This is a genomic window from Gilvimarinus agarilyticus, assembly GCF_000832015.1.
Taxonomy (GTDB): domain Bacteria; phylum Pseudomonadota; class Gammaproteobacteria; order Pseudomonadales; family Cellvibrionaceae; genus Gilvimarinus; species Gilvimarinus agarilyticus.
Map to the genome: position 1 here is coordinate 3,439,975 of NZ_JXCJ01000001.1, position 12,355 is coordinate 3,452,329.

Below are 12,355 nucleotides of genomic sequence, written 5' to 3' on the forward strand. Positions count from 1 at the left end.
CTCTTATGTCGTCGGTACTCTTTTGCCCCAGCGTTAAGTGCCGGGGCTTGAAAACGCGCAGCTTATTGCAGTTGGCGTATAGTGATCTCAATGCGGTCGGTCGCGGGCCGGACTACAGCACCCGCCGGATCCACTTCTGGCTCTACCACTACGCGGCCGGCATCGATACCGTTGATAACCAGATAATCCCGCACGGCCGTCACCCGGGCGCTGGATAAGGTGCGACTTACATTTGAAGGATTAGGGTCGGCCGATTGAGCGGCAATAACGACTTCGGCGACCCGGCCCGATTGATTTCCAAAACGCGCCAACAGCTGGTCTAGCTGGCTCATGGCCGAGTTGGTAAGCACCGAGCTATTATCGGCAAACAGAGCGTCACTTTCGTAAGTAACTACATTATCCAGCAAGTCGTCGCGTGAAAGCGCGGCGGGAGAAAGCGCGGGGCACGCCGCCGAAGGCTCGACATCGATATCGGAGAGATCTTCTTCTAAATCACTAGCCAACGGGATGTCGTCAGGCACAATGTTCAGTGACACCAACAATTTACCCATAGACTCCAGCACCCGCGCGTAAGCGATGTTTAAATCGTGATTGCTGTTAATAACGGCGCGGCTCGATTGAAAGTACTCGTTTTCGGCATCGAGTAAGTCCAGCAAGGTGCGCTGGCCAATTTGAAACTGCTCTAAATACGCCCGACGCACACGATCACTCGCCTCGCGATGCTGGGTTAAGGAAATCAAGCGGTCTTCCAAACTGTGCGTATTGTTGTAGGCAATTTGCGCGGTCTGCCGCAAATTAACACAAGCAACATCGCGCTGATCTTTCGCAGTATCCACTTCCGATAATGACCGCTTTACCGCGGCACGGTCAGAACCGCCGTTAAATAAGTTGTAGGTCAGCGCCAATTCAATGGCACCTTCGTCACCAAAATCATCCGGATCAATACGGTCATCAAACACCCCTAGGTTTTGTTGGGTGCCATAACGTGCCCGCAGCTCGACACGTGGATAGTAGCCCGAACGCTGAGTGCGCACTGACGCCTGTGCAGCGGCAATGTTTTTAATGGCCGCATGAAAGCCTGGGTTACCTTGGTAGGCACTGTAAAGCACGTCTTTTACGGACGCGGGAATCGGCTCGGACTTAAGGTCATTAGGCACCAAACGCTCCGGCGGCAGGTCACCCACGATACGCAGATACTTAGAGGTCACATCATGCAAGTTAGCCGCTTCGGTCAGCAAGTTCGACTCGGCCAGAGCCACCCGGCCGTCAACCTGGTCTAGGTCGGCACGACGCCCCACGCCCTGATCAACACGATCACCAATTTGTTTTTGCACACTCAAGTGCTCTTGGTAGTTGGTGCGCGCCAGCCTTAACAACTTGCGATAACGCACGAGATTCTCTGCCACCTCAAATGCTTCAAGAGAGAGGTTATCGACGGTATCGAGCAGCTCTAAATAACGTACTTGGCGGGCGCTATCGAGCCGGCTTACTTCTCCGCTAATGCGAAACCCATCAAAGAGCATCTGAGTAAGCGAAATTTCCGCACTGTTTATATCGTAATCGTCCCGGCCGTCGTAATCGCGGCGCTGTTTACCGGTACTAGCGGTAAGGTCTATCGAGGGGAGGTACTGGCCGCGAGCTGTGCCAACATTATGCTCAGCGGCTTGATAGGTATTCCAGGCCGCCTGCACTTCTGGGTTGTAGTCAAGCGCCTTCAGCACTACGTCGCGGCTCGAAAAATTGACCTCGACAATCATCCCGTCCGTAATGTTGGAGCGAGTAGAGGTTTGTGCTTGTGATTGGCTATCAGATTGCGCGATCACAGCCGAGCTCGCACCAGCTAACAGAAAACTCGTCAAGAAACGTGTAAACATTCCTGATTTACGTAAGGCGAGTTGCATTGAAAATCCCTCAATGAAAATTTCTATTCTTAACGACTAATGGTGACATTGAATCGGCTAAGTATTTATATAGTAGCAGCGACAAACGAGCTACGTTATCAATCTGTAGGTTTATCCGCCAAAACAGCGAAGACATCTAATAACTGTTCGTGAAAAAACACCCTCTTGCCAATTCAAAGAGCTCGCTACGGCTAAAACTGAGAACGCTGTCACATATTTCCACATATTGCATGAGATAGTACTTCAAAAATGGAATAACGATCAAGGCAAAGCGATTCATTACTTATAAGAAGTGGCTGTTAAAGCACCTCTTTCATATAACCATTTTGGTGCAATGCACCAAAAATGCAACTAGCTCGACACACCTTTTTTGTATCGAGTGTATACGCGGGAAACGGCTGACTGGATGCACTGGATTAAGCTCGGCGAGAAAAGCATCTATCGATGTGCGTTTCAAGGTAACAGGGCGCCCACGCCAAACGCTAGCGCCCGTTACCGATGGCTGACTAGCTTAATTCATAGCGATCAATAATATCGCGAACCAAGCCGCTGCGAACAATGTCTTCGCGCTCAAAACGATGAACATACACAGAGTTCACGCCATTGAGCTTACCGATAGCATCTGCCAAGCCATTGCAGCCGCGAATATCACTCTGCTCTATGTCACCGTTAATCACCACTTTGCAATCTTCACCAATGCGAGTTAAAAACATTTTCATCTGTGATGGCGAAGTGTTTTGCGCCTCATCCAACACGACAAAAGTGCGATTGTTAAACGTTTTACCACGCATAAACGCTAAGGGCGCTGCGACGATTCTGCCGTGCCGCAAACAGTAATCCACCGTGCCCGCGCCGAGGCGCTCGTTTAAAATATCGCGAAACGCATCAATATAAACCGAGAACTTTTCATCGAGTGCCCCCGGCAAAAAGCCTAACTGTTCGCCGGCCTCAACGGCGGGGCGAGTCAGAATGATACGCTCAATACGGCCGGACTCTAAGGCCTCTGCCGCCAACGCACCGGCACAATAACTTTTACCAGTACCGGCAGGGCCAGTACCAAAGGTTAAGTTGTGGGTTTTGATAGCATCGATGTAACGTTGTTGCGAGGGGGTTTGAGCGATAAGGGGTTGCGAGGAGCGTTGCGGACTGTATGCGGTTTCGAGCTGTTGCGAGCGGCCTTTCATTTCGACGATGTTGCCGTCGTCTCGGCGGTGCTTTCGGGATGACTTAGAGCGCCCTTTACTGACTTTAAAACCGCCGTCATCCATGTCGTCATATTGATGGGGGTTGCGTCGTGCCTGAGATCTTTTCGCCATGAGTATTATCCTTGTCAATTCAAAGTAAATACCGGCGCATCGCGTGAATGTGTAACGGCTTGCCACCGCTTACGATGAGCCTTACCTGGTAATGCAAAGAAGATTGTGCGAAGAAATCACTCCTGTGGTTGGATACATTTGAGACCCGAGCGATATAGAGGTTACAGCCTTGAGTTGTGTCTCACGGCCATTCAAACCACAACATATGCCCTCGAAAACCATCTTATGCCCAAATTATAAAGTGGGTCAACGGCTTTTTAGAGTTTTTTAAGCACTCCAAACACTCGCACCAAAAGATGTCACAAACAATTCGTCGGCCTGTCACACGCACTAAACACAGGCGTGCTTAATGCTCAATTTATAAGCGCTTAGCGGGGTCTTGACCGTAGAAAGCCACATAGTTGCGATACACCTGCGGGTAAGTGTCACGCAATAGTTTTGGCAGCTCGAAAAACACCTCGCTCGTCACCGCGACAAACTCAGCCGGGTTAGTAGCACCATAACGATCAATATCGCTATGCTCGCCACGGGCCACCTTTTCACACAAGTCGTCATAGGCTCGACCAAAGCTCGCCGTCCAGTCATCGACCGACATGCCGGCGCGCAACGGCGGAAATCCGTCGGCAGCGCCATTGAGCATATCGAGCTTATGCACAAACTCGTGAATCACTAGATTGTGCCCATCAATCACACCCGCTTTAGCCGTTTCACTCCAGGCGAGTACAACGCCACCTTGATTCCAGGCTTCGCCGGCCAGGTGGTGTTCCGCTTCGTGCGCCACACCACTGGCATCGACTTGCGTGCGCTGGGTTTTAAACCCAGCGGGATAAACGAGAACTGATTGCCAGCCGCGATACCATTCGACACCGAGATTTAAAATAGGCAAGCACGCTTGCAGGGCAATAAGTAATGCCATGTTGCCCGTCAGCACCACCCCCTGAATACCGACAAAGTCCTTCTCGTGCATAAACAAAATAGCCATCCGGCGCAACCGCGCCAGCTCACCGGTGGTCAAACCTTTAAGTAACGGCAACTGCTCAAGCACTTGCTGCCAATCTCGCTCATCGATGGGGTTAGCACGAACAACACGCTCTTCTCGCCATTGGCGAAACCACTGAAACATCCCTATGACTCTTTTTTGTTGGTCTGACTGGTCCACGACTTTACGCTCGGCTCTGGCCTCGAGGCGGCCTGGCGTCGCTTACCGACATTCTTTTGATCACGCTGACGATTTTTACTCTTCGCTTTATCAGCAACTTTTTTACTGCCTTTAGCCGTTGCTTTAGCTGGTTTTTTACCCGCCGCCTTACCCGAACTCTTTATTTTTTTCGGGCCTCGGTAACGGGCAATTAACCCATCGATCTGCACAAATTTAGCCGGTTGGTTTAAGTGGCGCTCGATATCGGCCATCAAGTTCCAGCCTTGCGCGGTTACCAACGACACCACAGTGCCACTGGCATCGGCGCGAGCTGTGCGACCGGCACGATGCACAAAGCTAGGCACATTGTAGGGTAAGTCGGCATTAATAATGAGCTCGACCCCTTCGACATCCAGGCCTCTGGCGGCCAAGTCTGTCGCCACCAAAATATTGCACTGCCCCGAGCTAAAACGCGCCATTACCTGCTTGCGGATTTTCGCCTCTACCTCACCGTGCAATGCCAGAGAGCGCACGCCGGCACTGTCCAATGTACTGACGATCTCGTTTACCCGCTCACGGGTGTTGGCAAAAATAACCGCGCGGCGAAACTCTCGCTGCTGGCACAGCGCCGCCAACAACTGACACTTATGCGGCCAGTCATCGGCCAGTATTTTCTCTAGTGCCCGGTTGGTTACCAACTGATTAATATCAATCCGGCGTAGGGTTTCGGGGTTCGTTAACGCGAGCAACAACTGCCCCAGCCCCTTAGCTTTTAACGTGGCGGAGTACAGCAAGGTTTGCCGCGAGTCAGGACAAGCTTTGGCGATGCGGCTCACATCATCAGAAAACCCCATATCCAGGGTTCGGTCGGCTTCATCCACCACCAGAAACTCCAGCTTCGATAAATCCGCTAATCCGGCGCCCACAAACTCCGACATGCGCCCCGGGGTGGCCACCAACAGATCCGCCGAGGCGATCAGCTCTTTTTGCGCGGCTTTGCTGTCGCCGCCCGTAAGCGCCACCACATTGATCATGTCCTGCTCACACAATTTGCGCGCCTGCGCAACAATTTGCCGGGCAAGCTCACGGGTGGGGGTAAGAATAAGTGCCCGAATCGAACCGCGCCCACTCTTACGGGTCAGCAGCAGCTGCAACATGGGCAACAAAAATGCGAGGGTTTTGCCACTGCCGGTTGGCGCGCATACCGCCACATCGGCGCCACTCAAAACAGCGGGGATGGCATCCGCCTGCACCGGAGTTGGCTCCTCAAGCTCCAGCTGAGCAAGCGCCGCCTGCAAGCGGGGGTGTGATAGTTGGGCGAAAGCTGCAGAATTATTCACGGCGAGTCTCAACAGATGAACGCAAGTCAAACTGTGCAGCGCGCGTCAGCTAAGTACCGCACAGTCGGCGGCTAGCCCGCCCGATAAATAATACACACGGGGCAGTCAAACGCCCGCCCCGTGTGGGGTTACAGCGAAGAAACAATCGAGATCATAACCCCGGCGGCGACTGCCGAACCGATAACGCCGGCCACATTGGGGCCCATTGCGTGCATCAGCAGATAGTTTTGCGGGTTGGATTCGAGCCCAACTTTATTGGATACCCGCGCGGCCATCGGCACGGCCGATACACCAGCCGAACCAATCAAGGGGTTAATTTTGTGTTTGCAAACCAAGTTCATCAGCTTGGCGGTTAACACCCCCATAGCCGTGCCAATGCCAAATGCCACAATCCCCAGCGCCAAAATACCCAGGGTTTTTGGGTCGAGGAATTTATCGGCAGCGAGCTTGGAGCCCACCGACAAACCCAAGAAGATCGTCGTGATATTGATCAGCGCATTCTGCGCGGTGTCACTTAAACGCTCAACCACACCACACTCACGCATCAGGTTACCAAAACAAAACATACCCAACAGCGGCGCGGCGCTTGGCAAAATCAGTGCCACGAGAATCAACAGAATTAACGGGAAAACAATCTTCTCGCGCTTGGAGACAACGCGCATTTGCTCCATGCGAATTTTGCGCTCATCCTCATTAGTCAGCAGACGCATAATGGGCGGCTGAATCAGAGGCACCAGCGCCATGTAAGAATATGCTGCAACGGCAATGGCACCAAGCAGCTCGGGAGCGAGGATGCTGGCCACATAAATGGCGGTGGGGCCATCGGCACCACCAATAATCCCAATGGCCGCCGCGTCCTGAATCGAGAAGTCGATAATACCGGTAGTGGATAAACCAACCGCTCCCAGTACCGTGGCAAAAATGCCAAACTGAGCCGCCGCCCCTAAAAACAGCGTTTTTGGGTTGGCCAGCAGTGGGCCAAAATCGGTCATGGCCCCCACCCCCATGAAGATAACCAGAGGTGCCACACCGCTGCCTATGGCAACCGTGTAAAACGAGTAGAGCATACCGTTGGTGTAACCCAGGTCGGTCGCGAGCCGGTAGGCGTCCGCCTGGATAGCCGCAGGAGCGTGCTTATAGGCATCATTGAGCGCCTGCACACCAGCGTCAGCGCTGGCCCCCAGCACTTGAGCAATTTGCGCCAGCACGTCCGGATAGCCCGAGGCAATGGCATTCTCTACCGCCGAAAGGGATAAGCCCGCGCCGGGAATGTTGGCCAGAATCGCACCAAAGCCAATTGGCACCAACAACAGAGGCTCAAAGCCTTTGCGAATCGCTAAAAACAAGAGTAGCAAGCCTACCAACAGCATCACACCCTGCCCCAGATCGAGGTGGTAGATGCCCGAGTCATGCCACAGGCGTAAAAAGTTTTGCATAATCTAATTCCGACTAATTAAGCGATGCTAAGCAGGCTGTCACCGGCGGTAACAGCGTCTCCGGCCTGGACATTAATAGAGGCAATCGTACCGGCGCGTGGCGCACTGACTTCTGACTCCATTTTCATGGCTTCGAGAATCAGCAAGGTATCGCCCTCTTCAACCTGCTGGCCAACCTGTACTGCCAATTTGCAGATCGTGCCACCCAAAGGCGCCGGCACTGGCTCTCCCGAGCCCGCGGCCGGTGCGCCGGGCGAACCTGATGTCGATGCAGCACCGCCGACAGCGCCCAGCGCTGTAATGTCACCACCGTTTGAGACGGTAACAGCGTACTGCTTGCCGTCCACTTCAACCGTGTAAATTTCGTCACCTGACTCAGTAGTGGGCGCACTGCCCTCTTTGCCCGTAGGCACAGGTTCAAAGGCATCCGGGTTATCGCGGTTTTGCAAAAACTTCAGACCAACCTGAGGGAACAATGCATAAGTCAGCACATCGTCAATTTGGCCATCACCCGCGCTTAGATCGATACTTTTCTCTTTTGCCTGAGCTAGCAGTTCGTCAGTCAATGCCTGCAGTTCGGGTTTGATTAAGTCCGCCGGACGGCAGGTTATGGGCTCGGCATCCCCCAGCACGCGTTTTTGCAGCTCGGCGTTAACCGGCGCTGGTGAAGAGCCATACTCGCCTTTAAGTACGCCTTCAGTTTCCCGGGTAATGGTTTTGTAGCGCTCGCCACTCAAGACATTCATTACCGCCTGCGAGCCCACAATTTGCGAAGTCGGCGTTACCAGCGGTATGTAACCTAAATCTTCACGAACTTTAGGGATCTCACTCAGCACATCATCAAGCTTGTCGGTAGCGTTTTGCTCGCGCAACTGGTTCTCCATATTGGTGAGCATGCCACCGGGAACCTGAGCCACCAGAATGCGCGAGTCGATGCCTTTAAGAGCACCTTCAAATTTGGCGTACTTTTTACGCACTTCACGAAAGTAAGCAGCAATGTCTTCAAGCTTATGAATATCCAGCCCGGTATCGCGCCCGGTGCCTTCCAGGCTTGCCACCAGAGTTTCGGTCGGGCTGTGACCATAGGTCATGGACATGGACGAAATGGCAGTATCAACATTATCGATACCCGCCTCGACACACTTAAGGTTGGTCGCGTGAGCCAAACCCGTGGTAGCGTGGCTTTGCATATGGATGGGAATACTGCAGCTTTCTTTAAGGCGCTTAACCAGCTCGTAACCAACGTAAGGCTTAAGCAGGCCCGCCATATCTTTGATGGCGATCGAGTCAGCACCCATATCTTCGATGCGTTTACCTTGCTCGACCCAGCCTTCCAAGGTGTGCACAGGACTAATGGTATAGGAGATAGTGCCTTGAGCGTGCTTGCCTTGCAGCTTAACGGCCTTGAGCGCTGTCTCGATGTTGCGCATATCGTTCATCGCGTCAAACACCCGAAACACATCCACGCCATTGTGCGCGGCGCGCTCGACAAACTTTTCCACCACGTCATCGGCGTAGTGGCGATATCCCAGCAGGTTTTGCCCGCGCAGCAACATTTGCATAGGCGTTTTGGGCATGGCTTTTTTTAGCTCGCGAATGCGATGCCAAGGGTCTTCACCCAAATAGCGGATACAACTATCAAATGTTGCGCCACCCCAGGTTTCTAACGACCAGAAGCCGATCTCGTCGAGTTTTGCTGCAATCGGCAACATATCATCGAGCCGCATACGCGTGGCAAACAATGACTGGTGCGCATCGCGCAAAACCACATCCGTAATACCCAATGGCTTGTTAAGCTCGCTCATGGTGTTTTCTACCCCAAATTTATCATTCGTATCGGCGTGTAGCCGTTCGCATCAATCGTTATGGCTGGCAACTAAATACCAGCGGATCAGTGGCGCGCACGGTGCAACTTAATGGCTTTTTCAATGGCGCTGCGTACTTGCGGGTCTACCCCAGCGTCACGCGCCGCCTGCGGAGCAGGACGGCTTGGTTCGGCCACGACCGGATCCGGAAAAAAGCGCATCACAAATCGTGACATGATCAGTGTGGCAATGACCAACAACGTCAAAAAGACCAGCACGGTACCCATACCGTAGATCATGAGATCCATGCCCTGCTGCATCAGAGTATCTTGCATTTATGACTACCTTTAATTAATCGTCATTGGCACCGGCAAGCACAATACGCCATGTCATGACGGCGCTATGCGGCGCAAACGGCCGTGCATTTTCTCTTATCTTTCAAAAACTTACAAGATGCCCCATTCAGCACAGACAAAATTTGCAGTCATTTAGCCGTCATTTTAGGAATTTTAACGAAATTTACCCGTTTTTTGACGATTTTACCCTGAAAATATTTGAGCGCCGACAGCGTCTGGCAAACTGTGTACACTACGCGACCTTAAATACGCCCCCAATGAGGAGCAGGCAATGAGCCATCTACAGCTAGCCCCTATGGAAGGGGTTGTCGACTATCAGGTTCGGGACCTGCTGACGCGCATCGGCGGCATTGACGGCTGCGTCACAGAGTTTGTGCGGGTGGTGGATCAACGACTGCCGCGCCGAGTGTTTCGCCGCTTGGCCCCCGAGCTGGACAATGATTGCCTGACCCCGGCCGGGGTGCCAGTAAAGCTGCAATTGCTGGGCGGCCAACCCGGGCCTATGGCCGACAATGCCGTGCGCGCCACGCTAGCAGGCGCTAACGCCATCGACATCAATTTTGGCTGCCCCGCCAAAACGGTGAATAAAAGTGATGGCGGCGCCTGCCTGTTGCGGCAACCCGAACGGGTTTACGCCATAGTCAACGCGGTGCGTCAGGCGGTTCCTGCGGCCATTCCTGTCAGTGCCAAAATCCGCCTGGGCTTTGATGCACGCGACAATTATCTGGAGAATGCCAGCGCTGTAGAAGCGGCCGGTGCCAACTCGCTAGCGGTGCATGCACGCTCCAAGGCCGACGGATATCGCCCGCCAGCCTACTGGGAGTGCATTGGTGAAATTCAGCAAAAACTCAAGATCCCGGTTGTCGCCAATGGCGAGATCTGGACCCTTGAGGATTACCATCGCTGCCGCGAACGCTCCGGCTGCCGCGACGTTATGCTGGGCCGGGGCCTGTTAGCGTGCCCCGACCTGGCGCGGCAAATTAAGGCGAGCCTCGCCGGCGAAACATACACCCCCATGGGTTGGCTCGACGTCTGCGCTTTATTGCAGCAGTACTTCGAACTCTGCCGCCCCAACTACCCCGACAAATTTGCCGGCAACCGTATTAAACAGTGGTTGGTCTATTTACGTCGGCAGTACCCCGAGGCGGCCGTATTCTTTGAGGCCGTTAAACGCGTTCAGCAACCCGAGGTGCTTAGCGCGCACTTTACCGCGCAACTGGCCCAGCGCGCAGGCTAAGCTCAGTGCCGGTTGCGCTGCTCAAGCCGCGGCTCAGATACAGCAACAAACCCTTTTTCATCCAAACCAATTGCCTGAGTCGAGCCGTATGGGCCCAGCACTTTCATTGTGTGACCCAGTGCCTGCAAGCCTTCACGCAGCTCCGGTGTCGCTGTCGCCTCCAGATATAACGCATCTGGCCGCCATTGGTGGTGAATGCGGCTGGCCGACAAGGCCTCAGCCAGCGGCAACTTCAAATCGATGGTATTTAGCAACGCCTGCACCACTTGGGTAATAATGGTCGGCCCGCCAGCGGCGCCGAGAGTCATCACCGGCGTACCGTCTTTTAACAACAGGGTTGGGCTCATGCTCGACAGCGGCCGCTTACCCGGGGCTATACTATTGGCCTCACTGCCCACCAGGCCATAAGCATTGGGCACCCCAGGCTGTGAGGCAAAATCGTCCATCTGGTTATTCATCACCACGCCAGTACCCGGGATAATCACCTTGGAGCCAAAATCGGTATTTACCGTGGTGGTAATCGCCACCCAGTTACCCGCCTTATCAGCGACCGAGATATGCGTCGTGTGTTTATCAAATAAGTTCACCTCGGCTTGCGGCGGCGTGCCGTGCTCTACCGATACCGCCGCTTTATCCAGCGCGATTTTATCGCTCAGCGTGCGGCCATAGGCTTTACTCACTATGTTTTTCGGCACATCGGCAAAGGCCGGGTCGCCCAGCCAATAAGCGCGGTCGGCAAACGCCAGCTTCATAGCCTCGGCGGTGACGTGATAGCGCTCAAGAGTGGACAGCTTTGCCAGCTCAAATGGCTCCAGCACATTTAAAATCTGCGCCACGTGCACCCCGCCGGAGCTGGGTGGACCAAACCCGACAACCTCATAGCCGCGGTAACCCGAGCGCAGCGGCGCGCGCTGGTGCATCTGATACGCGGCAAAATCTTCCTTGCGGATCAGACCGCCATTGGCCTTCATCCAGTGCTCTGCTTGCGCGGCAAACTCGCCTTGATAAAAATATTTGGCGCCGTGCTGCGCCAATTGCTTATAAGTCTTAGCCAAGTCGTCTTGTTGCAGCACGTGCCCCGCTGGCCAAGGCTTAGCGTTTTCGTCCAGCAGTACCTGCGCTGTACCGTCAAAGCGCGCCAGTACCTCACGGTTGCGCGCCAGGCGCTCGGCGTAAATTTGATCGATCGCAAAGCCCTTTTCCGCCAGTGAAATGGCCGGCTGGTACACCTGCTGGCGCTTAAGCGCGCCACCTTTTTGCAGCAGATAGTCGTACACGGCCACCGACCCCGGGATACCCGAGGCTAACGCCCCGGTACGGCTTAAGTCGCGCTGTAGCTTGCCGTCGACAACATACATATCACGGCTCGCCAGCATTGGCGCGGTCTCGCGCCCATCTAACGCCTCAATAGTGCCATCCGCCCAGTGCACCAGCGCAAAACAGCCGCCACCTATACCAGAGTTATGCCCGTCAACCACGCCCAGAGCCAAAGCAGCTGCCACAGCGGCATCTATCGCGTTACCGCCTGCGGCCAACACCTCCATTGCCGCCTCCGTCGCGCGGGGCTGTACGGTGGCTACAGCCGCGCGGCCATCGTCGGCAACCTGCGCATAGCCGGTCATTTCGGCCGTGGCCGTGGCCGCTACCGAACAAAGCAAGCAAACAGCGGCCACAAGTTGTGTGAATTGACGCATTGGATCTCCAGAGTAATATCGACAAGAGCGCAGCTAGCTATAAGTACCCTACAGGGCTACACCACAAACAAAAAGCCCCCGCAAATTGCGAGGGCTTTAGGCGCTTAAAGCACACCAACTTAAAACCAAAAG

General features: G+C 54.1%; 9 protein-coding genes. 1 reads left to right on the plus strand and 8 read right to left on the minus strand.

From position 1 onward, the window contains the following. Nucleotides 1-62 precede the first annotated feature (62 nt). The 7 genes from SD69_RS14925 to SD69_RS14955 form a co-directional block, all read right to left on the minus strand. Complete coding sequence (locus SD69_RS14925; protein ID WP_198144109.1) at nt 63-1,823, minus strand: TolC family outer membrane protein; 1,761 nt, start codon at nt 1,821-1,823, stop codon at nt 63-65. 584 nt (nt 1,824-2,407) lie between these two features. Then, nucleotides 2,408-3,217, minus strand: a complete 810-nt coding sequence (locus SD69_RS14930) for a PhoH family protein (protein WP_052481200.1) — start codon at nt 3,215-3,217, stop codon at nt 2,408-2,410. 358 nt (nt 3,218-3,575) lie between these two features. Continuing rightward, the gene (locus tag SD69_RS14935; protein ID WP_041523845.1) at nt 3,576-4,340 is read right to left on the minus strand and encodes a M90 family metallopeptidase; all 765 of its coding nucleotides are present in this window, start codon (nt 4,338-4,340) and stop codon (nt 3,576-3,578) included. Nucleotides 4,341-4,342: 2 nt separating this feature from the next. Next, on the minus strand, nt 4,343-5,695 hold the full coding sequence (locus SD69_RS14940) for a DEAD/DEAH box helicase (protein ID WP_052481201.1): 1,353 nt from the start codon (nt 5,693-5,695) through the stop codon (nt 4,343-4,345). A 128-nt stretch (nt 5,696-5,823) separates the two neighbouring features. Next, nucleotides 5,824-7,131: a sodium ion-translocating decarboxylase subunit beta gene (locus SD69_RS14945; protein ID WP_041523846.1), complete on the minus strand. Its 1,308-nt coding sequence runs from the start codon at nt 7,129-7,131 to the stop codon at nt 5,824-5,826. Nucleotides 7,132-7,148: 17 nt separating this feature from the next. Then, a complete protein-coding gene (gene oadA / locus SD69_RS14950) occupies nt 7,149-8,936 on the minus strand; it encodes a sodium-extruding oxaloacetate decarboxylase subunit alpha (RefSeq protein WP_041523847.1) in 1,788 nt (595 codons plus the stop codon). 86 nt (nt 8,937-9,022) lie between these two features. Further along, complete coding sequence (locus SD69_RS14955; protein WP_041523848.1) at nt 9,023-9,271, minus strand: OadG family protein; 249 nt, start codon at nt 9,269-9,271, stop codon at nt 9,023-9,025. 292 nt (nt 9,272-9,563) lie between these two features. Here SD69_RS14955 and SD69_RS14960 point away from each other — a divergent pair, with 292 nt between their 5' ends. After that, the gene (locus SD69_RS14960; protein ID WP_052481202.1) at nt 9,564-10,529 is read left to right on the plus strand and encodes a tRNA dihydrouridine synthase; all 966 of its coding nucleotides are present in this window, start codon (nt 9,564-9,566) and stop codon (nt 10,527-10,529) included. Between the two features lie 2 nt (nt 10,530-10,531). Here the strand turns inward: SD69_RS14960 and ggt are convergent, their stop codons facing one another. Next, nucleotides 10,532-12,223, minus strand: a complete 1,692-nt coding sequence (gene ggt / locus SD69_RS14965; protein WP_084591601.1) for a gamma-glutamyltransferase — start codon at nt 12,221-12,223, stop codon at nt 10,532-10,534. Nucleotides 12,224-12,355: the final 132 nt, after the last annotated feature.